Origin of the sequence: Parafrankia colletiae, from assembly GCF_001854655.1 — a bacterium.
Classification (GTDB): Bacteria; Actinomycetota; Actinomycetes; order Frankiales; family Frankiaceae; genus Parafrankia; species Parafrankia colletiae.
In genome coordinates this window covers 102,569-127,822 of sequence record NZ_MBLM01000109.1, presented here as the reverse complement: position 1 = coordinate 127,822, position 25,254 = coordinate 102,569, and the positions used below count along the sequence as shown (strand labels likewise).

At 72.9% G+C, this 25,254-nt stretch carries 19 protein-coding genes; 10 read left to right on the top strand and 9 right to left on the bottom strand.

Annotated features, from left to right (window positions below; translation table 11 throughout):
- The first annotated feature begins 78 nt into the window (after positions 1-78).
- Entirely contained in the window at positions 79-534 is a 456-nt protein-coding gene (locus CC117_RS13570) for a Fur family transcriptional regulator (protein WP_071084191.1), read from the top strand.
- 148 nt (positions 535-682) lie between these two features.
- On the opposite strand, the gene CC117_RS13565 is transcribed toward CC117_RS13570, so the two are convergent.
- The 3 genes from CC117_RS13565 to CC117_RS13555 form a co-directional block, all read right to left on the bottom strand.
- A complete protein-coding gene (locus CC117_RS13565) occupies positions 683-1,645 on the bottom strand; it encodes a hypothetical protein (RefSeq protein WP_071084097.1) in 963 nt (320 codons plus the stop codon).
- A gap of 371 nt (positions 1,646-2,016) precedes the next feature.
- Positions 2,017-3,276: a CapA family protein gene (locus tag CC117_RS13560; RefSeq protein WP_071084095.1), complete on the bottom strand. Its 1,260-nt coding sequence runs from the start codon at positions 3,274-3,276 to the stop codon at positions 2,017-2,019.
- A 250-nt stretch (positions 3,277-3,526) separates the two neighbouring features.
- A complete protein-coding gene (locus CC117_RS13555) occupies positions 3,527-4,516 on the bottom strand; it encodes an LLM class F420-dependent oxidoreductase (RefSeq protein ID WP_407673516.1) in 990 nt (329 codons plus the stop codon).
- A gap of 97 nt (positions 4,517-4,613) precedes the next feature.
- Here CC117_RS13555 and CC117_RS13550 point away from each other — a divergent pair, with 97 nt between their 5' ends.
- From CC117_RS13550 to CC117_RS13535, 4 genes are all read left to right on the top strand, one after another.
- Complete coding sequence (locus CC117_RS13550) at positions 4,614-5,711, top strand: thiamine pyrophosphate-dependent enzyme (protein WP_198541831.1); 1,098 nt, start codon at positions 4,614-4,616, stop codon at positions 5,709-5,711.
- Positions 5,708-6,940 carry an alpha-ketoacid dehydrogenase subunit beta gene (locus CC117_RS13545; protein WP_116287781.1) on the top strand — a complete coding sequence of 411 codons (1,233 nt, stop codon included), beginning with the start codon at positions 5,708-5,710 and terminating at the stop codon, positions 6,938-6,940. The genes CC117_RS13550 and CC117_RS13545 overlap by 4 nt, the downstream gene beginning before the upstream one ends.
- 10 nt (positions 6,941-6,950) lie before the next feature.
- A complete protein-coding gene (locus tag CC117_RS13540) occupies positions 6,951-8,534 on the top strand; it encodes a dihydrolipoamide acetyltransferase family protein (RefSeq protein WP_071084093.1) in 1,584 nt (527 codons plus the stop codon).
- Positions 8,535-8,715: 181 nt separating this feature from the next.
- Positions 8,716-8,952 (top strand): hypothetical protein, encoded by a 237-nt coding sequence (locus CC117_RS13535; RefSeq protein WP_006541825.1) that lies wholly within the window; start codon positions 8,716-8,718, stop codon positions 8,950-8,952.
- A 117-nt stretch (positions 8,953-9,069) separates the two neighbouring features.
- Here the strand turns inward: CC117_RS13535 and CC117_RS13530 are convergent, their stop codons facing one another.
- Together CC117_RS13530 and CC117_RS13525 are read right to left on the bottom strand one after the other, a co-directional pair.
- Entirely contained in the window at positions 9,070-9,468 is a 399-nt protein-coding gene (locus tag CC117_RS13530; protein ID WP_071084091.1) for a hypothetical protein, read from the bottom strand.
- A 229-nt stretch (positions 9,469-9,697) separates the two neighbouring features.
- Positions 9,698-11,530 carry an acyl-CoA dehydrogenase gene (locus CC117_RS13525; protein ID WP_071084090.1) on the bottom strand — a complete coding sequence of 611 codons (1,833 nt, stop codon included), beginning with the start codon at positions 11,528-11,530 and terminating at the stop codon, positions 9,698-9,700.
- A 165-nt stretch (positions 11,531-11,695) separates the two neighbouring features.
- Here CC117_RS13525 and CC117_RS13520 point away from each other — a divergent pair, with 165 nt between their 5' ends.
- Positions 11,696-14,992 carry a patatin-like protein gene (locus CC117_RS13520; protein WP_241830077.1) on the top strand — a complete coding sequence of 1,099 codons (3,297 nt, stop codon included), beginning with the start codon at positions 11,696-11,698 and terminating at the stop codon, positions 14,990-14,992.
- Position 14,993: 1 nt separating this feature from the next.
- On the opposite strand, the gene CC117_RS13515 is transcribed toward CC117_RS13520, so the two are convergent.
- The gene (locus CC117_RS13515; RefSeq protein ID WP_241830076.1) at positions 14,994-15,821 is read right to left on the bottom strand and encodes a hypothetical protein; all 828 of its coding nucleotides are present in this window, start codon (positions 15,819-15,821) and stop codon (positions 14,994-14,996) included.
- Between the two features lie 313 nt (positions 15,822-16,134).
- Positions 16,135-16,764, bottom strand: coding sequence for a nitroreductase family protein (locus CC117_RS13510; protein WP_071084185.1), 630 nt, complete (start codon positions 16,762-16,764; stop codon positions 16,135-16,137).
- A 202-nt stretch (positions 16,765-16,966) separates the two neighbouring features.
- Here CC117_RS13510 and CC117_RS13505 point away from each other — a divergent pair, with 202 nt between their 5' ends.
- From CC117_RS13505 to CC117_RS13490, 4 genes are all read left to right on the top strand, one after another.
- On the top strand, positions 16,967-17,422 hold the full coding sequence (locus tag CC117_RS13505) for a MarR family winged helix-turn-helix transcriptional regulator (protein ID WP_071084183.1): 456 nt from the start codon (positions 16,967-16,969) through the stop codon (positions 17,420-17,422).
- A gap of 54 nt (positions 17,423-17,476) precedes the next feature.
- Entirely contained in the window at positions 17,477-18,460 is a 984-nt protein-coding gene (locus CC117_RS13500) for an ABC transporter ATP-binding protein (RefSeq protein WP_071084182.1), read from the top strand.
- Positions 18,457-19,257, top strand: a complete 801-nt coding sequence (locus CC117_RS13495) for an ABC transporter permease (protein WP_071084085.1) — start codon at positions 18,457-18,459, stop codon at positions 19,255-19,257. Before CC117_RS13500 ends, CC117_RS13495 begins: the two co-directional genes overlap by 4 nt.
- 104 nt (positions 19,258-19,361) lie before the next feature.
- Complete coding sequence (locus CC117_RS13490; protein WP_071084083.1) at positions 19,362-22,592, top strand: adenylate/guanylate cyclase domain-containing protein; 3,231 nt, start codon at positions 19,362-19,364, stop codon at positions 22,590-22,592.
- On the opposite strand, the gene CC117_RS13485 is transcribed toward CC117_RS13490, so the two are convergent.
- Together CC117_RS13485 and CC117_RS13480 are read right to left on the bottom strand one after the other, a co-directional pair.
- Positions 22,544-23,473, bottom strand: a complete 930-nt coding sequence (locus tag CC117_RS13485) for a polysaccharide lyase (protein WP_241830074.1) — start codon at positions 23,471-23,473, stop codon at positions 22,544-22,546. The two genes, CC117_RS13490 and CC117_RS13485, sit on opposite strands and share 49 nt — an antisense overlap.
- A 59-nt stretch (positions 23,474-23,532) precedes the next feature.
- The gene (locus CC117_RS13480) at positions 23,533-24,960 is read right to left on the bottom strand and encodes a UDP-glucose dehydrogenase family protein (RefSeq protein WP_071084081.1); all 1,428 of its coding nucleotides are present in this window, start codon (positions 24,958-24,960) and stop codon (positions 23,533-23,535) included.
- Between the last annotated feature and the right edge of the window lie 294 nt (positions 24,961-25,254).

The following is a 25,254-nucleotide window of genomic DNA, read 5'->3' as shown; positions in this document are numbered from 1 at the left end:
AAGGTGGAAGGCGACCAGGCGGGCGCCACGAACGACACGGACAACACGGACGGACTGCTGGCGGGCCCGGACCGACCCCTGACCGATGCCGGCACCCCCCCGCGCGGGTCAGGCAGGCGCACAGCGCCCGGCCGCGGCACCACGGTCCGCAACACTCGGCAGGGGGATGCGGTGTCGTCCGCGCTGGCGGCGACCAATGCCTTCACCAGCGCCCAGGATCTGCACGCCCGCCTACGCCAGGAGGGCCAGTCGGTCGGCCTGACCACGGTCTACCGGCACCTGCAGATGCTTGCCGACCGCGGAGAGGTCGACGTCCTGCGGCGTGACGACGGAGAGACGGTGTACCGCCGCTGCACGACCGGAACGCACCATCACCACCTGGTGTGCCGACGTTGCGGCCACACGGTGGAGATCGCCGGGCCCGAGATCGAGGCCTGGACGTCGGCCGTGGCGAACGCGGAGGGCTTCACCGACGTCGTCCACACGGTCGAGATCTACGGCACCTGCGCGACGTGCGCCGCCGGCGGCGCGTAGCCACCGGCGGCGCGGGAACGGGCAGCCGGAGCGGCCGGTGGAGGTCCGGCGACTCCGGCCGCCCGGGCCGGTGCGGTGGTGGGTCGTCGGCGGATGGCCGGCGGTAGCGCCCGGCGCGGCTGTCAGGTGCCGGGAGGGCTCACCCGGCTCAGCGACAGACGCTGCCGGCCCGCCCGAAATCGGGCCGGGAAAGATCGAGGTCCAGAACGTTGTCGCGTCCGCTGATGCCCTTCAGGTCGATGACGCACTGCCGGCCGTTCGCGGTGTCGGTCACCGCGATGCGTTGCGGACCCGCGTACATCGCACCGCTGTCCCAGGTCGGTTCACCGGTGCTGGTGAACACCGCGAACGACGAGATCGGATAGTCGCTCGATGATCGCGCGTCACCGCCGAAGATGAGGAACCTGACCCGGTCCCGGGCCGGCGTGCTGCCACCATCCGTGATGCGCCCGCCGATACGCGCCGTACCCGGATCGTTCAGCGTGGCCAGGGTGATGCGACCAACCCAGGCAGAGTACGTCCAGCCGTTTGCCCGATGACCGAAGGCATCGATGTAGAAACGGGAGTGAACGAACTCCTTGTCTCGGTCGACCTGCGGGTAGAACTCGAAGGAAAGACCCGCGGTACGGCTGCCCCAGCCCGTGTTCAGGGTCCCCCCGCGGACGAGGTCGGGCTGGCTGTCGCCCATGAAGTAGCCGTGTGGGAAGAGCAGGCTGCGCCCGGCCGCGAAACGCGTGTAGGTCGCGTAGCTACCGCGCTCCTGGCAGGCGTTGAGGTAGGTGTCGCCGGCGCCCGTTGCCTGGTTGAAGTTCTGGCAGGGCAGGTAGGGCTCCTGCGTCGAGCCGAGGACCAGGTCGACGCCGATGGCTCCGGAGATCGACACCGGATTGCCGTCCCGGTCGACGAGGCCCTCGAAGGGGACGGCGACGCCGTTGCCTCGGCTCGGGTCGGCGGCGTACTGGGTGGTGTCGGCGGCCCAGGCCGGGCTGGGCCCGCTCAGGGCGAGAAAACCGCTCCCGGTGACGAGCACGAGGAAGGCGAGAATTCTTCGGCGGCGGGGCCGGGCCGCCGGCCCACGGTGGCGATGCCTTTTCGGCGCGGTTCGCGACACGACACTCCCGGATCGACAGGGGGATGCTTGTCCCGGATCCGGCGGCCGGCGTCCGATGCTTTCAGCGAAATTCTTCTCGATTAGGACCGGCGCCGGACCTCGGCAGGGCACAGCAAACAGAACGGACGGGCAGCAGGACGAAAGGGATTGCCGGGGGTACCGTGTGAAGAAGTTACGGACAGCACGCACCGGCGGATGTTTCTGGCTTCCTGCGGGCCAAGGTACAACACAACAGATGCACCTGGTCCGACCGCGCCCGGACAATTACCTGAATGGGTGGGGCCGTCGGATCACACCCGTACGCACCCTGGTGCCCGGCCCGGCCCGGCACCGACGGGCGCCAGGCGGGTGTCAGTGAACCGCGGCGGAGCTCACCGGGGCGCGGTGGCGGCGAGGCCGGTGCAGCCGCGCAGGCCGTTCCACCGGTTCAGCGCCTCGGTGGCGGCGGCGCCGGTCAGCGGGCGCGGYGCGCCGTCGACGATGCGACCGGGCACCCAGTTGGCCGCGGTCACGGCCCGGCCCTGGAACGTCAGCTCCAGGACCCCGGTCTCGGTGTTGGGCCCGGAGCCCGAGGCGTAGAAGACGAAGTTCCCCAGCCCGTAGGCGACGTACACGCCTTCGGTGTTCCAGCCCGCGCCCTGCAGGACGTGGGCGTGCCCGCCGACGAGGGCGTCGGCGCCGGCTGCGACGAGCGGTGCCACCAGGCTGGCCTGCGCCTCGCTCGGGCAGGTCTCCCGCTCGATGCCCCAGTGCAGGTAGACGATCACCGTGTCCACGGTCGGCCGGACCGCACGGATGGCCGAGGCCAGCCGCTCGACGTCCTTTGCCGAGGCCAGACCCGGTTTGCCCGGGCCGGACGTCCAGGCCGCGGCGAGTTCGTCGTCGAGGACCTGGGTCGCGCCGAAGACCGCGATGCGCTGGCCGTTGACGCTGGTCACGTACGGGGCGTAGGCCTCCGTGTCGTCAGCGCCGATGCCGACGGTGGGGAAGGTCGCCGCCTCGGCGCTGCCCAGTGAGTCGGTGAGGCCGTCGAGGCCGTAGTCCATGCCGTGGTTGTTGGCCATGTTGACCACGTCGATCCCGGCTGCGCGCAGGGCGTTGAACGCCGTGGGGGGTGCCCGGAAGACAAAGGTCTTGGCGGCCGGTGTGCCACCGGTCGTCACCGCTGTCTCCAGATTGACAACAGCGAGATCGGCAGCGGTGAGGTTCTGTGCCATCGGTCCGATCGCGGTACCGGGATCGGACGCCAGCCGCTGACCCGCCGAACCCTCGAAATGCACGTCGCCACCGAACGCAATACGCACTGGATTTCCGGTCGGTCGACGTGGGCCGTTTCCAGCCACAGTTTGCTCGCTTTGTGCGGGTGATTGCGGCGCGGACGGCCGCGTGATCGGCCCCCCGCCGGCGGCGGCCCGGGCCTGCCCCCGGCCCGCAGCGGCCGCTTCGTCGTCGCCACCGCCGCCCATCAGGCCCAATGTCGCCAAGGTGACACAGCTGACGACAGCGAGAAGCGACCCGGCCAACAGCGGAGCTCCCCAGCTTTCCCGGAAACCACCGCGTACCCGCGGGCGGCGGGCGGGATCACTCCCGGAGATCGACCCGGGCCGGCCCGCTCTGCGCCCACCGGCCATTTGTTCGACCCCCGCCCACGAAATTCCGATGACCGAAAGTCACACTACCTCGATGCCGCCCGCCTGGCCTGCTCCCTCCATGCCGGCCCATCTTCCCGATCTCCACATCGCGATCTTCCGGAAGAACGGGTAAAACATCACCTGTGCCTGGCACGGCGAGCAAAGAATGGCCGGATCCGCCCTCAGCACGACAAGCGGCAAGCGCCGGCGCCCGGCGCACCGCGCCGGTCAACCCGCTGCCAGCGACGGCCTACAGCGACAGCAGCGCCGGGGCCAGCTCACGCCACTGGCGGCGCGGCAGCCCGCGGCGGTCGAAGTCGAGGACCTGTACGGCGACCTGGTCGGCCCCGGCGTCCAGATGTTCCTTGATCCGGCCGAGCAGGACGTCGACGTCCCCCCACGGGACGATGGTGTCGACCAGGCGGTCCGACCCGGCGCCGGCCAGGTCGTCGTCGGTGAAGCCGTAGCGGCGCAGGTTGTTCGTGTAGTTCGGCAGGCGCAGGTACGACCCGGTGTGCCGGCGGGCCAGCTCGCGGGCCTCCGCCGGGTCGGTGTGCAGGACGAACGCCTGCTCCGGCACCAGCAGCTTGCCGGCGCCGAGCAGCTCGCGGGCGTGCGCGGTGTGCTCCGGCGGCACGAAGTAGGTGTGCGCGCCGTCGGCGCGGTCCCGGGCGAGGCCGAGCATCTTCGGCCCGAGGGCGGCCAGCACCCGCGGCTGGGTGCCCGCCGGCGGCACGGCCCGGTACTGCTCCGTGGCCATCCGGTCCATCTCGTCGAGGTAGGCCCGCATCTGGGCAAGGGGCCGGGAGTAGACGGCGCCACGGATGTGCATCAGCTCCGCGTGCGAGACGCCGAGGCCGAGCAGGAAACGCCCGGGGTTGGCCTCGGCCAGCGCGAGCTGACCGGCGGCCATCGTCAGCGGGTTGCGGGCGAGGATCTGCGCGATGCCGGTGGCGATGGTCATCCGCGACGTCACGCCGAGCATGAGCCCGGCGGTCACCAGGACCTCGCGACCCTTGACCTCACCGGTCCACAGAGTGGAATAGCCGAGCTCGTCCAGTTCGGCGACGGCCTCGCGGACCGTCCCGGCCGGTGAGAAGTCGAACTGGCCGCTCCAGATGCCCACCTTGCCGAGCACCGCTCCGACCGGCGGCCGGGTGGGTGCCTCGAACGGGGCCGGCGGGGCGGGCGGGGCGGAGGGGCCGGGGCTGCTGGCAGCGTCGCGCGCGTGGTCACTCACGCGGGTCACCGTACCGAGGGGACCGCCAGTCACTCGCTGCGACCGTCCGGCTGCGCCGACATCGTCTCGCCGGGTTGCCTCCGCGGGAACGAGGGCTATGTTTGCCGGTGTGACGGAGCTGGTGCAGCTGCTCACCCCGGACGGCCGGCGGACGACCGCGGCATCCGCATCCGGTCCCGAGGCTGAGTACCAGGCCCATGTGGCCGATGTGACCGACGACGAGCTCGTCGGCCTGTTGCGGGACATGACGATCGTCCGCCGCCTCGACGACGAGGGCACCGCCCTGCAACGCCAGGGCGAGCTGTCTCTGTGGGCGAGCCTGCGTGGCCAGGAGGCCGCGCAGATCGGTTCGGGCCGGGCCCTCGGCCCCGACGACATGGCGTTCCCGTCGTACCGGGAGCACGGTGTCGCCTGGTGCCGGGGGGTCGACCCGCTGAATGTGTTCGGGCTGTTCCGGGGATCCTCGCTCGGCGGGTGGGATCCTCAGGAGCACGGTTTCGCCCTCTACGCGATCGTCGTCGGCTCGCAGACCCTGCATGCCACCGGCTACGCCATGGGGGTCACCCGCGACCACGGCGAGGGCGCGGTCATCTCCTACTTCGGCGACGGGGCGTCCAGTGAGGGGGATGTGAGCGAGGCCTTCGGCTGGGCGAGTGTGTTCTCCGCGCCGCTGGTCTTCTTCTGCCAGAACAACCAGTGGGCGATCTCGGAGCCGTACCGGCGGCAGAGTCGGGTCCCGGTCTACCAGCGCGCCCGCGGGTTCGGTTTCCCGAGCGTGCGGGTCGACGGCAACGACGTCCTCGCCACGCTGGCGGTGACCCGGTGGGCGCTGCAGCAGGCCCGCGCCGGGGCGGGGCCGGTGCTGGTGGAGGCGCTCACCTATCGGATCAATCCGCACACGACCGCCGACGACCCGTCCCGTTACCGCCCGGCGGACGAGCTTTCCACCTGGCGCCGCCGTGATCCGCTCGACCGGCTGCGGACGTACCTGCGGGCGCGGGACGTCCTGACCGACGAGCTGGAGTCGAGCATCGCCGCCGAGGCGGACGCCGTCGCGGCGGACCTGCGGGCCCGCTGCCTCGCGCTCCCCGACCCGCCCGAGGACTCCGTCTTCGATCATGTGCAGGTGACCGAGAACAGTCTGGTCGCCACCGAGCGCGCCGCGTACACGGATCTCCGGGGAGCGTTGCTGTGACGACCAGTGAGATGGCGACGGGGCCAGCCGCGGGCGCGCCGGCGAACACCGCCAGGCAGGCCGCTGTGGACACGGCTGTGGACGCGGGCCCCCGACCAGCCGGCACTGCCGCCTCCCTGGGCCGGGAGGGGACGGGCGGCGGCACGGCGGCCGGCAACGGCGCGGCCCCGGGGCGCCGGGCGGCGGCAGCCGTGGTCGACGGCAGTGGCACCGCGGGGGAGGGCAGCGCCCGCCGGACACTGACCCTCGCCAAGGCGCTGAACACCGGGCTGCTCGCCGCCATGCAGGCCGACCCGAAAACTGTGATCATGGGTGAGGACGTCGGCAAGCTCGGCGGTGTCTTCCGCATCACCGACGGGCTGCAGGAGCTGTTCGGCGAGGAGCGGGTGATCGACACGCCGCTCGCCGAGTCAGCCATCGTCGGCACCGCCATCGGACTTGCCATGCGTGGCTTCCGGCCGGTCTGCGAGATCCAGTTCGACGGGTTCGTCTACCCGGCGTTCGACCAGATCGTCAGCCAGCTCGCGAAGATGCACTACCGCTCGGCCGGCCGGGTCCGGCTGCCGGTGACGATCCGGATTCCCTACGGCGGCGGCATCGGCGCGGTCGAGCACCACAGCGAGTCGCCCGAGGCCTACTTCTGTCACACCGCCGGGCTGCGGGTCGTCACCTGCTCCAATCCGGCCGACGCACACCTGATGATCCAGCAGGCGGTGGCCTCGGACGATCCGGTGATCTTCCTGGAGCCCAAGCGCCGCTACTGGGAGAAGGGCGAGGTCGACACGACCCCGCTTGCCGACCTCCCGGCCGATCTGCGTACCGGCCTGCACAGCGCGCGGGTGGTCCGGCCGGGCGAGGACGCCACCGTGGTCGCCTACGGCCCGATGGTCCGCACCTGCCTGGACGCCGCGGAGGTCGCCGCCGCGGAGGACGGCCGATCGCTGGAGGTGATCGACCTGCGCTCACTGTCGCCGCTCGACCTCGACCCGGTGATCGAGTCGACCCGCCGCACCGGGCGGCTCGTGGCGGTCCACGAGGCGCCGTCGAACGTGTCTCTGTCGTCGGAGATCGCCGCCCGCGTCACCGAGCAGGCCTTTTACCACCTGGAAGCACCGGTGCTCCGGGTGACCGGCTTCGACACGCCCTACCCTCCCGCCCGGCTGGAGGACCACTACCTCCCCGACGTCGACCGGATCCTCGATGCCGTCGACCGATCGTTCGGCTACTGAGGAGACTGCGGTGTCCCATCGACAGTTCCGTCTACCCGATCTGGGCGAGGGCCTGACCGAGGCGGAGATCGTCCGCTGGCTGGTGGACGTCGGCGAGGCCGTGACCGTGAACCAGCCGCTGGTGGAGGTCGAGACGGCGAAGGCCGTCGTGGAGATCCCGTCGCCGTTCGCCGGGGTGCTCGTCGAGCGGCACGGCGAGCCCGGTGCCGAGCTCGCGGTCGGCGCCCCGCTGCTCACCATCGACGCAGTCGGCGACGAACCGCCGGGCGGCACCGCCGCACCGCCCCCGCCAGCCGGGGAACCCCGCAACGGAGCTGCCTCGCTGCCGGCGTCGCGCGCCGGAGAGACCATGGACGGAGTCACCGAAGGCGTCCCCGACGGCGCCTCCGGGGGCACTGCCGGGGGAACCGACGCCGAGCGGGCTGATCTGGCCGACCGGCCGTCGATGGCGGCCGGCCGCACGCCGATGCTCGTCGGGTACGGGCCGCGCAGCGGCGAGACCGGGCAGCGGCGCCGGCGCCGCGTCCAGGGCGGCCCGCCGACCACGTCGACCGCGACCGAGTCGACCGGCACGGTGCCTCGCCCGGGCCGGGTGGCGGCGAAGCCACCGGTGCGCAAGCTCGCGCGTGACCTGGGGGTGGACCTGACCAGCCTGGCCGGCACCGGCCCGGCGGGCACGATCAGTCGGGCGGACGTCGAGGCCGCCGCCAGCCCCGCGCCTGCCACCGCCCCGCTCCCGCCGGCCCGGGACGTCCCGGCGGCACCGTCGGCGCCCGCCATCTCCCCTTCGCGCTCAGCCCCCCCTGTGCACTCCGTCCCCCCTGCGGCCGCCCGGCAGGTGCCGGGCGCCGTCCCGGAGGACGCCCGTTTCGACGAGGCGTCCCGGAGCTGGCGGGTGCCGGTCACGGGGGTTCGACGCACGATGGCGCGGGCGATGGTCGCGAGCATGTTCACGGCGCCGCACGCCACCGAGTTCCTCAGTGTCGACGTCACCGAGACGATGGCGGCGAAGGAGCGGATCGCGGCCCTGCCGGACTTCGCCGGCGTGCGGGTGACTCCGCTGCTGCTGGTGGCGAAGGCGCTGTTGACCGCCGTCCGGCGGCACCCGATGATCAACGCGTCCTGGGTCGGAGACACGTCCGGTGACGATGCCGAGATCCGCGTGAAGGAGCAGGTGAACCTCGGGATCGCGGTGGCGGGGCCGCGGGGCCTGGTCGTCCCGAACATCCCCGCGGCGGGGGCGCTCGACCTGGTCGGGCTCGCCCGCGCGCTGCAGGGGCTGACCGAGGCCGCGCGGGCGGACCGGCTGCGCCCGGCGGACCTCTCCGGCGGCACTATCACCATCACCAATGTCGGGGTCTTCGGCGTCGACACCGGCGCACCGGTGATCAACCCGGGCGAGGCGGCGATCCTGGCACTCGGCGCGATCAAGCCGGCCCCCTGGGTGCACGACGGCGAGCTCGCGGTGCGCACGGTGGCCCAGCTCGCGCTCTCGTTCGACCACCGGGTGGTGGACGGCGAGCTGGGCTCGGYGGTCCTCGCCGACGTCGGGGCGGTCCTCGCCGACCCCGTGGTCGCTCTCGCCTGGAACTGAGCCCGACGCGCTGGTCAGCTCAGGTGCACGGGAAGGCGCCGGATCTCCGCACTTCGCCATATACACCCTTGAGGGAACAACGGACACATAGGGGTGCACAACGGAGAGAGGTGTCCAGCCTGGTACGGTTGCGCCTCACACCCGGCACCCGGCTCGACTTCCGCCACGAAGAGGTGAACGCATGACGCGCGTGGAGGCTCTGCAGGCCGCCGACGAGTTCGTCGCGAAGGTACTGACCTCCGCCAGCACCAGCGGCCGGTTCAACGGGGCGCTCAACCTGGCCGAGCGGGTGGACCTGACCCTGCGGGTCGCCCGGTTCCTGCTGGAGGGCCAGTCGTCCTCCGAGGCCGACGACATCCTCAAGCGTGACATGCGCAACGAGCTCGACCAGGCTTTTCCCCCGCTGCGCACCACCTGAGCCCGGTCGGCGCCCGTCCGCACGTCACACCCGCCCGTACGTCTCCCGGCTGGGGCCCGCCTGCCTTCCGGCCCGGCGCACGCTCCAGCTCAGCGCAGGCGCAGCCCACGCTCCGGCTCAGCGCAGGCGCAACCCACGCTGAGCCGGGCGCCGGGCCCGGGGCCGCTCGTCCAGGTGCACGTCGGTACGCGTCTCACGGACGGACTGGACGGAGCCGTCGCTCCCGGTCCCGGGGCGGACGGGGTCATGATGCGTCGGGGCCTCGACCTGCATGGACGGATCCACCAGCACGGTGTCGTCCACACTCACCGGCGGCGGCGTGCCGTGGTCGATGGACTCCTCGACGATCCGGCGGCGCCACTGGTCGCGGTAGAGCGTGACGCCCAGGCCCACCAGGCTGACGATCATGAGGATGACCCCGACAGCAGTGAGGTCGAGGCCGGACGGATCGGCGCGGACGGCGAACGCGAGCACGGCGCCGAAAGCGAGAAGCAGAAGGCTCAGCGGAGTTCCCATTGACTCCGTCTACCCCTGATCACCCACGATACAACCACGCTGCGCACATCCGGCGCCCGACGGACGCCCTGAGCGCCTCCGGCCTCGCTCGACAGCTGCTACGTCCATCGAGGTCAGCGGGGTCAGCGGGGTCGCAGCGCGCTCCGGGCAGGCCGGGTGCACCAGCGAGAAATCCGCGCGGGGTGGCGGCGGGCGCACTCGCCGGCCACCCCGCGCGGATCCCACTGCGTCAGAAGGCCTCTTCGGGCAGCTCCATCAGCCCGAGGCCGGTGCCTTCCAGCACCGTGCGGCGGGCCTGCAGCTCCGGCAGGACGTTGGCGGCGAACCAGCGGGCCGCCGCGATCTTGCCGATGTAGAAGGCCTGGTCCCGCCCGGTCGCGGAGCCGTTGCCCTGGGCCTGCAGCGCCGCCTCGGCGCCGCGCAGCAGCAGCCAGCCGATGATGACGTCGCCGAGGCTCATCAGCAGCCGGGTGGTGTTCAGCCCGACCCGGTAGACCTGCCTGCTGTTCTCGGCGCCGGCGGTGAGGAAGCCGACCATGGCTCCGACCATCGCCTGGCACTCCTCCAGGGCCTTGCCCAGCGCCTCCCGCTCGCCGCGCAGCGCGCCGTTGCCCGCCTCGCCCTTGGCGAACTCCTGGATCTGCCCGAGCAGGGCTGTCAGCGCCCGCCCCTTGTCCCGGACGATCTTCCGGAAGAACAGGTCCTGGCCCTGGATGGACGTCGTACCCTCGTACAGGGTGTCGATCTTCGCGTCGCGGATGTACTGCTCGATCGGATAGTCCTGCAGGTAGCCGGAGCCGCCGAAGATCTGCAGCGAGCTCGCGAGCAGTTCGTAGGACCGTTCCGAGCCGACGCCCTTGACGATCGGCAGCAGCAGGTCGTTCATCCGCTCGGCGTCCTCGTCCACCTCGCCGCGGGCCGCGGCCAGGGCGACGGCGTCCTGGAAGGTCGCCGTGTAGAGCACGAGGGCGCGCATCCCCTCGGCGTACGCCTTCTGCACCATGAGCATCCGGCGGACGTCGGGGTGGTTGATGATCGTGACGCGGGGTGCGGTCTTGTCCGAGGCCTGGGTGAGGTCCGCGCCCTGCACGCGCCCGCGGGCGAACTCCAGCGCGTTGAGGTAGCCGGTGGACAGGGTGGCGATGGCCTTCGTCCCGACCATCATCCGGGCGTACTCGATGACCCGGAACATCTGGGCGATGCCGTCGTGGACGTCGCCGACCAGCCAGCCGACGGCCGGCTCGCGCTCACCGAACCGCAGCTCGCAGGTGGTCGAGACCTTCAGGCCCATCTTCTTCTCGAGGTTGGTGACGTAGACGCCGTTGCGGGCACCGGGCTCGCCGGTCTCCGGGTCGGGCATGTACTTGGGCAGTACGAACATCGACAGGCCCTTGGTGCCCGGGCCGTGGCCCTCCGGACGGGCGAGCACCAGGTGGAAGATGTTCTCGGGGACGTCCCAGTCGCCGCTGGTGATGAAGCGCTTGACGCCCTCGATGTGCCAGGTCCCGTCCGGCTGCTCGACGGCGCGCGCCCGGCCGGCACCGACGTCCGAGCCGGCGTCCGGCTCGGTCAGCACCATGGTCGCGCCCCACTGGCGCTCGATGGCCCAGCGCGCGAGCTTCTTCTGCCACTCGGTGCCGACGTTCTCGAGGATGGCGGCGAAGGTCGGGCCGGCCATGTACATGAACACGGCCGGGTTCGCGCCGAGCAACAGCTCGGACGCCGCCCAGGCGATGGTCGGCGGGGCACCCATGCCGCCGAGGTGCGCCGGCAGGTACAGCCGCCACCACTCGCCCTCCTGCGCCGCGGCGTAGGAGCGGTGGAAGGACTCGGGCAGCGTGACGGTGCCGGTGTCCGGGTCCAGCGTCGGCGGGTGACGGTCCGCGTCGACGAAGGACTCGGCGACCGGCCCGGTGGCGACCCGCTCGAGCTCGGCAAGCACCTCGTGGGCGGTGTCGCGGTCCATCTCCGCGAAGGGCCCGGTCCCGAGCGTCCGGTCCACGCCGAACACCTCGAACAGGTTGAACTCGATGTCGCGAAGGTTGCTCCGGTAGTGCCCCATGGACGGCTCCTCCCCTCCGACCCACCGTGCGGTGCTCGGTGGCGCGGGCGTAGTTACTCGCTGGTAGGTGATGCCCATGCTACTCGCGAGTAACCAAGAAGGGGAGAGATCTCCGGACGAATGCCACATCGGTTCGGAGCGGGCCCAAAGCACACGGAGTCAGCAATGTCCGGCACGTCTAGTCTTGCGACCATGACGGAGGGCGGTGCGAGGGCCACGGCGGGCGCAGGCGAGCCCGACGGACCGGACAGGCCCGACAGTCCCGACGGGCCCCGCGACGGCGCCACGCAGGACATCCGGCTCGCGATCGTGATGACCGGCGGCGCCAGCCTCGCGGTGTGGATGGGCGGCGTCGCGCGCGAGATCAACCTCGCCACCGCCGCCCGGTCAGGTCACGCCCGCGGCTGGTCCGCCACCGACGCCGTCGTCGCCGGGCGCTGGGCCGCGCTGCTGGCGGCGCTGGATGTCGAGATCTCGGTGGACGTCCTCGCCGGGGCCTCCGCCGGCGGCATCAACGTGGCCCTGCTCGGGTACGCGAACGCCCACGACACCGACCTCGGGCCCCTGCACGACCTGTGGATCACGCTGGGTTCCCTGCGCGAGCTGATGCGGCGGCCGGACGGGCGGCGCTTCCCCTCGCTGCTGCGCGGGGACGAGATCCTGCTCCCGGCGCTGCGCCGCGGGCTGCACAGCATCGCCCCGCGGGCCGGTACCGCGCGCACGATCCGTCCGACCTCGGTGTTCATCACCACGACCATCCTGGGTGGGGAGTCCAGTCGCTGGTCGGACGACCTCGGCGGCATCATCCGCGACCGCGACCATCGCGGCCTGTTCGTCTTCGGCGAGGACGACCTGACCGACCCCGAGGCGGCCGCCCGCCTGGCGCTGGCAGCCCGGGCCAGCGCGGCCTTCCCCGGCGCCTTCGAACCGGCGTACGTCCCGGTGCGCAACTCCCCGGACGCCGACCATCCGGATATGGCCGACTACGTGAACGCGGCCGGCGACTTCTACGGCTCCGACGGGGGCATCCTGGTGAACCGCCCGATCGGGCCGGCGATCCAGGAGGTCTTCGAGCGGCCCGCGCGCGGCCGGCAGGTCCGCCGCGTCCTCGCCTACGTCGTGCCCGCACCGAACCCACCCGAGGACGCACCGGAGAACCCGGCGGGAAACCCGGCAGCGGACCACGGACCCGGGCAGCGCCCCGGCCTCCCCTCGGCCACCGAGACACTGCTCGGCGCGCTCGACGCCGCGCTGAACCAGTCGATCTCGGTCGACCTGCGGCGCATCCGGGAGCACAACGAGGCCGTCCGCGGCCTGCGCGCGACCCGGCGGGCACTGTTCCGGCTCGCGCCGGCCGGCGGGCCGCGGCTGACCGACCAGGACATCTACGAGGCCTACCGCGGGCGGGAGGCGGAACGCGCCGCGGATGCCGTGGTGGAGGTCTTCGACCGGATCGTCGTCGACGCGGCGGCCGGCCCGGCACCGCTGGACACCGTTCCCGCCGACGCCGCGGAGCTGCTGGCGACGGCCGGCGGCCGCATGGAGCTGCGCGTCGCCGCCGTGCGCGCCGCCCTCGCGCAGTTTCCCGACGAGCTGCCCGGTCAGGCCGACACCGGTGAGCTGTGGCGGCTGGGACGTCCCGCGGTCGACGCGGCCAAGGGCATCCTGATCGCAATGATCAACGAGGGCTACGTACTGGCGACGGACCCACGTGACCGGAGGGCGCTGGCGCACCTGGCCCGGGGGATCCACGGGGCTGTGGTCGCGCCCCGCGAGCAGGCCGGGGCCCACCTGCTGCCGCTCCCGTCGACCCCGGCGAACCGGGGGGCGTTCACGATCGTCCGCCACACGCTGCGCGATCTGGCAGGTGCGCCGTCCGACGCGGTGGTCGCCGAGGCAGCCCGGCGCTGGCTGCGCGGGGTGGGTGACGCCGAGACCAGCCAGACCGATCTCACCCTCGCCTGGACCACGCTGGGTTCACTCACCGAGAACCTGCGCGACCTGCTCGGCCGCATCGTGGCGCGCTCACCTGCCAGGGTCCTCGGCCGGTCGCCGGCCGCGGCGGCGTCCTCCAGGCCGGCGATGCCGACCGCACCGACCGCACTGCTCGCGTCCGCCGCGCTGCTGACGCAGCGGCCGCGCACCCATCCGAACGGGCTGAGCCTCGCCGCCCGGCGCCGGGTGGCCGCCCGCACCCTGGACGACTTCGTCCGGTACCTCCCGCCGCGACGCGGCGGGGCGGCCCTGGCCCTGCTTGACCTGCATCTGGTCACCCGCACCCTGACCGGAGCTGAGATCGTCGACCAGCCGGTGGAGCTGGTCCAGGTCAGCGCGGACGTCCGCTGCGACCTTGATCCGGGCCGGGCAACCGCGGCGCGCAAGCTGACCGGGCTGCAGCTCGGGAACTTCGGCGCCTTCGCGAAATCGTCCTGGCGGGCGAACGACTGGATGTGGGGGCGCCTCGACGGCGCAGCCTGGCTGGTCCGCATCCTGCTCGACCCGCGCCGCCTCGCCTGGTTACGCGACACCGCGGGCGGCCGGCCCAGCTCCACGGCCGACGAGGCGCGGTGGCTCACCGACTTCGTGGACCAGCTGGCAACGATCGCCGCGGTCCCGGCTCCCGGACCGGTACTGGCCGAGCTGGCCTGGCTGGACGATCCGGACGCACCGGTCCCGGCCGCCCTGCCGGAGACCGCGGCCTGGGTCGCCGCCGGTATCCAACGCGAGATCGCCGCGGCTGAGCTGGTCAGCGTGGCCACCGCCGTCCGCGCGGACATCGACGGCGCCGGTGCCAGCCCCGCCCCGAACCGGACTTTCCTCGACGCGGTGGCCGAACATTCCGAAGCCGGCGGCGACCGGGTCGATCCCGCGGCCACCGACGCCGTGCTGCGGACCTGCCGGGTAGCCGACGAACGGCTGACCGACCGGGCGAACAGCGCGATCCTCGTCGCCGCCGTCGCCCAGACCCTGGCGGTACTGACCGCCTGGCTCGCATCGCTGCGCGCGCTCCCCCGCCCGCTGCGCCCCGCCGTCGCCGCCGCGCGCACCGTCACCCGGCTCGCCCACGCGGCCGTGGACAATCTCGCCCGCCGCCGGTACCGGGTGACGATCACCACCGGCGCGGTGCTGTTCCTCGCCGGGCTCGCGGGGGCGGTCACCCAGGCCGGGCTGCTCGGCGGGCTGGGGCTGCTGGTCACCGCCGTCGGCCTGCTCATGATCGGCGTGACCAGCTGGCGGACGCTCACCGGCGGGCTCACGGTGGCCGGCGTCGGCGGGCTCGCCGTGCTGGCCGCCGCCGGGCTGATCCCGGCGGCCGGCGACCGGCTGTTCCCCTGGCTGCGTGACGACGCCGTCCCCTACCTCGCCGACCATCCCTGGGCCTGGGCGGCCGTGTTCACCCTGCTCGTGCTGCCACCGCTCTGGTCACTCGCCGACCTGCTGCGCCCGCGCCGCCGCCGCTGAGTCAGGAGACGTCGGCCCAGCGCATCGCGCCGTCCGGCTCGCGCAGGCAGGACAGCGGCCGGCCGTCGGCACCGGGGACGACCCGGCCGACGTCGGCCGGGTCACACTCACCGCCAGGCTCCGGACCGGTCGGGGTGCCCTGGGACGGCGGCCCGGGCGACCAGCGCCCGACCCCGCTCGGGTCGGCCCCGGTGATCTCCGGCTCCGGCACCGGCACGCAGTAGAGGACCAGGCCGTTGACGGCCGTCGCCGGCTCGGAGTCGCGGTCCGGGTCACACGCCTCGCCGAGAAAGACCGGGGAAGGCGCGACCGACGGCAGATCCGGCACCAGCGGCCCCGCCGAGCCGCCCGCGGCATCTCGATCGGCGCCACCGGCGCCACTCGCGCCGTCCTCCGCGCCGGACGTCCCGGCCTCGCCGCTGGACGGGGAGTTCGCCCCGTCGCCACCGGAGCCGGCCGTTCCGCCGGAGCCGGCCGTTCCGCCGGAGCCAGCTGCGCCTGCCCCGTCGGCGCTGTCGGCGCCATCACCCGGGGAGCCAGCCGGATCGGTACCGGCGGTACCCGTACCCGCGGCGGCGCCACCGGGGCCCCCCGGGGTCTGGGCCCCGGTGGCTGCCGGGTCCGGCGTCGAGTGGGGCTGGGTCGGGTCGGCCGCTGCCGGCGGCATGGGTCGGGAGCTGGCGGTGTCCGCTCCGGACTCGGCGCACCCGGCCAGCGCAGCGGTGAACAGGGCCCCCGCGACCACCAGCCGGCCGGCCACCAGCCAGCTGATCATCGGCCGACGCAGCGGGCCCCGGGGGGCCGTACCGGACGAGCGAGTCCTGGTCACCGCGCCACCCCCTCACAGGCCTGGCTGCCGGCCTGGGTTCAGCTTAGGTAGCTCCCGGCGCCGAACGCCGCTACTTTCCGGAAGCGGAGTTCGGGGGTGCCGGAACCGGCGGGTTCGCCGCGAGCGTCGGTGACCGGGCAGACGACCGACCCGGGACGGCGCAACAACGCCGCCCGCAGCAGTCTCTGTACCCCGGCGGCGCTCCTTTTCCCCTGCCGAGGGCAACTTCCCCTGCCGGCCGCAGCCAAGGCCTGCCCGCCACGACCGGACATCCGTCACACGCCGGGTCAGCCGCCACGAACAGGCCCGCGCGTCACCCTGCCGGCGTCACGAGGGTGGCGGCTGCCGCGGCCAGGGCCGGGACGGGGGCGAGCACGCCGGCGGTGGTGAGCTCTGCGGTCACCGCCGGCAGGTCGACCCGGGGGCGCGGAGGGAGGGGGACGGCGTCGGACAGCGTGCCCAGCTCGACCCAGCCGAGCAGCTCCTCGCCGCCGGTCAGCCCGAACACGGCGCGGACCTCGTCGCTGTCAGGCAGCGGTACCGACTTCCACGCCGAGGCGACGCCCTGGGCGTGCGCGGCCAGGCAGATGTTCTGCGCCGCCGCGGCGGCGGAGGCGTCCTGCTCGGCACGGGGGACCTTGGATCCAGGCACCCGGGAGGCGATCACCGCGATCAGGGCCGGCGAGCGGGTGGCCTTGCCCGCGGCCTTACGGATCACCGGTTCGGCCAGGCCACCGACGGCCTCGGCGGCGGCCGTGATCGCGTTCGCGAGGGTCGTGCGCGCCTCGCCCCGGACCACGACGAAGCGCCACGGACGCAGCATCTTGTGGTCCGGCGCGGTGGTCGCCGCGGTGAGCATGACCGCGAGCTGTTCGGATGTCGGGCCCGGCTCCACCAGCCGGGTGGCCGTGCGGCGGGTCATCAGGCAGGCCAGTGCGTCCACGGTGTTCCCTTCCGTTCGCAGGTCACGCTCGCCGCGGCCCGTCCACACGCCGGGTTCGGGATCGTTCACGCTCCGCGGGGGCGCCCTTTCCATTTCAATGAGGTGCCCTCACAATAGAGGATGCTCCGTGCTCGGACCTGTGACGCACGGCGCACAATCTGCCGAGAACAACGACGGAAGCAGCGAAGGGGACGACCGGGACATGCCCCCACCCGACACCGGAGACCCGCTCATCGACCTCGTGCTGGCCGTCGGCCACCAGGTGCGGCGTTCGGTCAACGAGGCACTGCGCGCCGGCGCCGGACTGACCCTGGCCCGCCTGAAGGTGCTGCGGCTCGTCGCCGAGCGCGGGCCCGTCCGGCCGCGCGATCTGGCCGCGGCCGTCGCCGTCGCGCCCCGCACGATGACCGAGACCGTGGACGGGCTGGAGGCCGACGGCCTGGTCTGCCGCCGGGTCGATCCCACTGACCGGCGGGCGATTCTGCTGGAGCTGACACCGACGGGGCGGACCGCGCTGGAGCGCGGGCTGGCCGACGCTTCGGGTGCCGTCGGGCAGTTCACCGGCGGCCTGTCCGACGACGAACGGGCCACTCTGAGCCGTCTGCTCGCCCAGCTGCGCGACAGCGCTGCCCCCGGAAACACACGGCCGTTACCGTGAGACGATCACAGGGCGTTCCGACCTGAGGAGGCCACCGTAATCAGATCCGTGACGGTGGATGACAACGCCCGCCAGGCCAGCGGTCCGACTCCGGCCCGGGCGGCCGCCTCGGGCGACGTCGTGGCGGTCCGCGACCTCACCAAGCGGTACGGGCGGGTGGAGGCGCTGCGGAACGTCTCGTTCACCGTGCCCGCGGGGGCGGTGACCGGTTTCCTCGGCGCGAACGGTTCGGGCAAGACCACGACATTGCGCATCCTGCTCGGCCTGGTCACGCCCACCAGCGGGCAGGCGCTGCTCCGGGACGGCCTCCGTCGGGAGCTCCGTTCCTACCGGAAACTGTCGGACCCGGCGAGGACAGTGGGCGCCGTGCTCGAGCCGACCGCTCACCCGGCCCGCAGCGGGCGTGACCACCTCCGCTGCCTGGCCGTGGCGCTCGGCCTGCCCCGCCGCGCGCGGTCGGCGGCCGTCGAGGGCGCGTTGGAGAGTGTCGACCTCGTTTCGGCCGCCGACCGCCCGGTCGGCGGCTACTCGCTGGGGATGCGCGGCCGGCTGGCCATCGCCTGCGCCCTGCTCGGAGATCCCGAGCTGCTCGTCCTGGACGAGCCCGCCAACGGCCTGGACCCGGACGGCATCCGCTGGCTGCGCCACTTCCTGCGCGAGTGGGCTGCCTCCGGGCGCTGCGCCCTGGTGTCCAGCCACGTGCTCGCCGAGGTCGCACAGACGGTCGACCACGTCGTGATCATCGACCGAGGCCGGGTGGTGCTGGCCGCGCCCGCCGGCGAGGTGGGCGCGGGCAGGGTCGAGGTCCGCACACCCGAGGCCGACCGGCTCGCCGGGCTCCTGCCCTCCCTGCTTCCCGGGGAGCGGGTCGTCCGTACCGGGCCCGACTCCCTCCGCCTGCCGCACGGCACGGCCGAACGGGTGGGCCGGCTGTGCGCGGGGCACGGCATCCCCCTCGTCGAGCTGCACACCACGGGGCCGGATCTGGAGCGGGCGTTCTTCGAGCTGACCGGCCAGTCCACCGGCGAGGGCCGATGACCGGCCCACACACGCTCGTCACCTCCGGCGGCCGGGCCGCCGCCCGCCGGTCGCGCGCAGGGGGTGCGGGGGGTGCGGGGCGGGGCCGGGGGCCGAACACATCGCGCCTGGTGGGTGCCGAGCTCATGAAGCTGGCCACCGGGCGGTGGCAGCTCGCCGGGCTGTGCGTCGTCCTGGCCGTGCACGCACTGCCCCTGCTGCTGTGGGGCGCCCAGGCCGATCCGGCCCTCGCCTGGAACGGGCTGCGCTCCCGCTCGGGTTTCCTCCTCGCCTACGCCATGATGTTCTTCGGCGTCGTTCTCGTCACCAGTGAGTACCGGTACCGCACGATCACCCACGCCTGGCTGGTCAGCCCGGGCCGGGTGCGGGTCCTCGCCGCCCAGGCCGCGACGGTGGTGCTGATCGGCACGGCCCTGTCCAGCCTGGTGTTCGCGGCCTGGTGGCTGCGCGGTGCCGGCCGGCACGGGGGCGCGGCCATGCGGTCGGGCCGTCCGGCGGAGGTGCTGACCGCCTACCTGATCGTGGTCGCCGTGGTGTGCGCGGCCGGCCTGACGGGCGTGGCACTGGGTGAGATCACCCGCGGTCTCGCCCCGGCTGCCGGTGTCGTCGCCCTGAGCGGCCTGGCCGAGGCCGCACTCGACGGGGCCCGCTTCCACGGCCCGGTAACCGCACCTTCGGGCGTGCTCCTGTGGCCCACCACCGAGACCCCGGTCTCGTCACTGTCCGCCGCGATCTCGTGGGCGGTGGTCCTCATCGCCGCCGCGAGCGCCTCACTGCGCCGGGACCTGCCATCCTGAACCAGGAACGGACCGAATCCGTGATGTGGCATAGGTCACTGCCCGCACGGCACGTCCCCTCATCCCCCACCTCTCGCCACCGCGATCGGCCTACGATCCCGCACATGGCGTTGTGCCCGACATGCGAGGAGGGGAACCCCGAGCGAGCACGCTTCTGCTCCGGCTGCGGGAATCCCCTGCCCGTCGCGGGTATCGGAGCCCGCAAGATCGTGACCATCATGTTCGTCGACATCACCGGGTCGACCGACATCGGCGAGAAGATCGACTCCGAACAGCTGCAACAGGTCATGTGGCGGTTCTTCACGACCGTCCGCGAGGTCATCTACGCGCACGGCGRCACGGTCGAGAAGTTCATCGGGGATGCGGTGTTCGCCGTGTTCGGCATCCCGGTGCTGCATGAGGACGATGCTCTGCGCGCCRTTCGGGCGAGCCTGGACATCCGCGCCGCCATGGAGGAACTGAACGCCGAGTTCCACCGCGACCTGAACCTGCAGCTGCGGGTGCGGATCGGTATCAACACCGGCGAGGTGACCGTCGCCGGTGGCGGCGCCACCGGCGACCCGGTGAACGTGGCCTCCCGGCTGGAGGAGGCCGCCCCGCCCGACGAGATCCTCATCGGTGAGAGCACCTACCGGTTCGTCCGGCACAGCATCACCACGAGCTCGGTCGGGCCGCTGGTCGTCCAGGGCAAGCRGGAGCCGGTGCGGGCGCACCGGCTGCTCGGCCTGCGCAACCCCGGCGTCGGGCCCGGCCTGCGGGAGCCGTCCCAGGGGTTCGCCGCGCCGGTGATCGGCCGCAACCGCGAGCGCCGCCGCCTCCAGGACGCCTTCGAGGCAGTCGTGGAGGAGCGGACCTGTCACCTGTTCACCGTTCTGGGGCCCGCCGGCATCGGCAAGTCCCGCATGGTCGGCGAGTTCTGCGAGGGCATCTCCAGCCGGGCGATGGTGCTCACCGGCCGCTGTCTGTCCTACGGCGAGGGCATCRCCTACTGGCCGCTGATGGAGATGGTGCGCCAGGCCACCGGCATGTCCGCCGACGAAAGCGCGCCCGACGGTCGGCTGCGGCTGAAGAACCTGCTCGCCGGTGTCCCACAGGCCGCCGAGGTGGTGGACGCCCTCGCCCCCCTCGTCGGCCTCGGCGGTGCGGAACTGGGCACCCAGGAGAGCTTCTGGGCCGTCCGCACGTTCTTCCAGGCGCTGGCCGAACAGCGCCCGCTGGTGCTCTGGTTCGACGACGTGCACTGGGCCGAGCCGACCCTGCTCGACCTCATCGAGCACGTGGCGGACTGGTCCCGCGACGCGCCGATCCTGCTGCTGTGCCTGTCCCGCCCCGAGTTGCTGGAGGAGCGCAGGATGTGGGGCGGCGGCAAGCTGAACGCCACCTCGTTGCTGCTGGCGCCGCTCACCGAGGCACGCTGCCAGCGGCTGATCCGCACCCTGATGGGCTCGGACGACCTCGACCCCGCGCTGGTCTCCCGGATCACCACCTCCGCCGCGGGCAACCCGCTGTTCGTCGAGCAGATGGTCGCCGCGCTCGTCGACGACGGCCTGCTCCGGCGGGAGGGCAGCCGGTGGATCGCCACCGGCAGCCTGCGCGGCGTCACCGTGCCGCCGACGATCTCCGCGCTGCTCGCCGCCCGGCTCGACCGGCTGGACCCGCCGGAGCGCCAGGTGCTGGAGCGCGCCGCGGTCGTCGGCGAACGCTTCTACCTCGATGCCGTCATCGAACTGTCCGACCCGGTCGAACGCCCCTACGTCTACGAGCACTGCCTGTCGCTCGTCCGCAAGGAGCTGGTCCACCCCGACCGCTCCGACCTGCCCGGGGTGGAGGCGTACCGGTTCCTGCACGTCCTGCTGCGTGACTGCGCGTACCAGACGACGTCCAAGCGCCAGCGCGCCGACCTGCACGAGCGGTTCGCCGGCTGGCTGCAGGCCCGGATGGTCGGCGGTCCCGGCGAGCACGACGAGCTGGTCGGGTACCACCTGGAGCAGGCCTACCGCTACCGGGTGGTGCTCGGTCAGCGCGACAACGAGATGGTCGAGCTCGGCCGGTCCGCGGCGACCTGCCTGATCGAGGCGGCCGACCGGGTCCGCCAGGGTGACGAGACCGGCGCCGCGCAACTGCTGAAGCGGGCGATCACCCTGCTGCCGGAGACCGACCCGCTGCGGCTGCGCGCGGAGATCGACCTCGGCTGGGCGCTGTACTCCTTCGGCCGGCTCTCGGACGCCGAACGGATCCTGCGGCAGGTCAGCGACCGGGCGCGCCGCGCCGGTGAGGACGGGCTGCGCGCCCATGCCCGCCTCGCGCACCTGCGCGTCCTGTTCGCCACCGACCCGGAGGGCCTGGTCGCCAGCACTCTCACGGAGGCGACCGCGGCGCTGGCGTCCTTCGTCCGCGACGGCGACGACGTCGGAGCCGCACTGGCCTGCCGCAGCCAGAGCGCCGCCTACGGCGCCGCCGGCCAGTTCGCGGCGGCGGAGAAGGCGATGGAGAACGCGGTGCGGCACGCCGAGGAGTCGGGGGTGCCACGGGCGGCGCACTCACTGCGGCGCGAGCTCGTCCTGCTGCTGAGCCTGGTTCCGGGGCCGGTGCCCTACTCGATCGCGAAGGCGGCCGCGGCGCTGGACAGCGCCGGCGACGACCGCGGCCTGCGCCGGGCGGTCCTCGCCCAGCTCGCGCTGCTCACCGCGATGTCCGACGACATGGAAGCCGCACGGACCCACCTCAAGGACGCCGAGGAGATCGTCGGTGACATCCGCGGCGCCCGCGCCGACCCGTTCCACAGCGGCTTCGTCGTCGCCCGGGTCGCGCTGCTCGCCGGCGAGCCGGAAGTCGCCGAGCGCGAGCTGCGCCGCAGCTGCCGGCAGCTGTCCCGGATGGGCGAACGGGCGCACCTGGCCACCCGCGCCGCGCTGCTCGCCGACGTGCTCGTCCGCCTCGGCAAGCTGGAGGAGGCGACGAAGTACGTGAACCGGTGCCGGGACGCCGCCGCGGGCGACCAGCTCCCCGCCCAGGCCGGCTGGTGTTCGGTGCACGCCCGGCTGCTGGCGATCTCCGGGCGCGACGCCGAGGCACTACGGTTCGCCGACACCGCCTGCGATCTCGCCAGCCGCACCGACGACATCGACGGGCAGGGCAACGCCCTGCTCGCCCGGGCTGAGGTGCTGTACCGCGCGGGGCGCAAGGACGACGCGACCGAGAGCCTCGAGGCCGCCGCCGCGCGCTTCCTGCACAAGGGAAACCGGGCCGCGGCGGCGATGGCCCGGCGGCACTTCGAGAGCCTCGATCAGGTCTCCTCCGGCCTCGGCAGCGGGTTGAGACGCGCGATGCCGTAGGCGAAGCCGGCCAGGTCGATCGCCTGCGTCGTGGTCGGCGCGAACGACGCCCCGCCGTCACCGAACGTGGCCGTGGCGAGAATGCCGCCGATCCGCAGATCGCTCGAGATCCGCGGGTTGAAGCTCTCCTTGTGCACCAGCTGGCCGTCCAGCCACATGAGAATCACCCCGTCGGCGAAACCCTCGAAGTTGAGTTTGACGCCCTGTTCGACGCAGGCCCAACGACCCCTCGGCCAGTACCACGAGCCTTTCCCGATCACATTCACCGGATGGTCCTCGCGGGCGGTGTTCGCGTACACGATGCCCTTGCCGCCCTCGCGCCAGGCGAAACGCGTCGCCAGTCCGCTGCGCATCGTCTCGGTGCGCTGGCGGTCCTTCACGATGGTCCCGAAGAATCCGGGCAGGCGGCCGCCCCTGCCGAAGTCGAACGTCTCCGGAAACCGCAGGTAGTAACGCAGGTACAGCTCGTAAGGCGAACGCAGCGTGTGATCGACGAAAAGCTGCGTCCCGCCGTAGGTCGGCCCGTCACCGTAGATTCTCGCGTCGGACGGGTTCATCGCGTCGACCGGGATCGTCACCCGCAGGAACTGCGGGAAACGCGGATCGTCCGACGCCATGATCGCGGCCCGGTCGAGCCCGAAGGACGACCGGGTCTGCGGGGCCAGCTCCCTGCCGAAGAACTCCCGCGCCGCAGCCGGGTCCGCCAGCGTGCGGCCCGTCGCCGCACCGATCGCGGGCGCCGTGGTGGCGGAACCCGCGGCCGGCGTCGCCGTGTCGGGCGGGAGGATCTCACTGGCCGGGTCGAAGACCTGGTCGTCGGTGAGCGCTCCGCACCCGGCGCCGGCAGCGAGGCCGAGCACGCCGAGGGACGAGGYGAGCACGGCCCGCCTCGTCCGGCCGCGGGGCTCCGGAGGTGTTGCTCCCGGCTGCCCCGGCCCGCTCATACGTTCGGTCGGCCGAGGGCGTGGTAGATCCAGCCGGCGCTGCGCCACAGCTGCGGGTCGAGGGTGTTGCGCCCGTCGACGATCACCGGGCGACGGACCAGGGGGGTCAGCAGCGACGGCTCGATCTCCCGGAAGTCGGCCCACTCGGTCAGGTGCAGCACGACATCGGCGTCGGCGACCGCCGCGGCGACACCGGTCGCGTAGCGCAGGTCGGGGAACTTGCGGGCGGCGTTCTCCATCGCGGCCGGGTCGTAGACCGTCACCCGGGCGCCGGCCCGGCGCAGGGTGTCGGCCACGTCGAGGGCCGGCGAGTCGCGGATGTCGTCGCTGTTCGGCTTGAAGGCCGCGCCGAGCACGGCCACCCGTCGCCCGGCGGCAACGCCGCCGAGGAGGTGGATCGCCAGCTCCACCGTCCGGGTCCGGCGGCGCAGGTTGACGGTGTCGACCTCGTCGAGGAAGCGCAGGGCCGGGCCGGCGCCGATCTCCTCGGCGCGGGCCTGGAAGGCGCGGATGTCCTTGGGCAGGCAGCCGCCGCCGAACCCGAGGCCGGCACCGAGGAACCGGCCGCCGATGCGGGTGTCGTACGACAGCGCCGAGGCCAGGGTCTTCACGTCGGCGCCTGCGACCTCGCAGACCTCGGACATCGCGTTGATGAAGGAGATCTTCGTGGCCAGGAAGGCGTTCGCCGCGACCTTCACCAGCTCGGCGGTGGCGAAGTCGGAGACGACGGCGGGTGTGCCCGCGTCCAGCGCGACCGCGTAGACCGCCCGCAGCGTGGCCTCCACCCGGTCCCGCCGCCCGGTGTGGTCACCGTGGTCGTGGCGGTCGGCGACGCCGTACCACTCGTCGTCGGCCGGCAGCCCGAAGACCAGCCGGTCGGGGCGCAGGGTGTCCTCGACGGCGAAGCCCTCGCGCAGGAACTCCGGGTTCCAGGCGAGGTCGACGTCGGGGGCCTCCCGCGCGAGCCAGCCGGCGAGGCGTACCGCGGTACCGGCCGGGACCGTCGACTTGCCCACCAGCAGCGCCCCGGGCTTCGGCCCGACGGCGAGCAGACGCTCCACGGCGCCGTCCACGTAGGTCATGTCAGCGGCGCCGGAGTCGGCACGCTGCGGGGTGCCCACGCAGAGGAAGTGCACGTCGGCGTCGGCCGTCTCCGCGAAGGAGGTGGTGAAGGCCAGCCGGCCGGTCGCCAGGTTCTTACGCAGGAGCTCTTCCAGACCGGGCTCGAAGAAGGGCACCTCGCCGTCGGCCAGCCGCCGCACCTTGTCCGGGTCGACGTCGACACCGACGACGTCGAAACCGAGCTCGCTCATGCAGATCGCGTGCGTGGCCCCCAGATATCCGGTGCCGATCACACTGATCCGCAGTGGTGCCGTCACCGTCTCGGTACTCACCGTCTCGGTACTCACTGACTCGGCGCTCATAGTGTGTCCCCCCACTCAAGCATCTGGCTGGGCCGCGGACGGCATTGTGGACCGCCCAGGTTTCGTTGAGATGAGCGGGGGCCGGCGGCGAAGCATGCATCCCCCCGCGTGTTCGAGGCACTACCTCAAGCAACAAGTTTGCCAGCCCGAGTTACGCCATTGTGACGGCGGGCCGAACGGGCAGAGCCTGCTGCTACTGTTCTGGCGGCTCAGCAAATAACACGTCTGAGCTACCACCGACGGGGGCGGTGGGGGCCGTGAACCTGCAGGCTGGCGCGCCTGTCGGTTCATCGT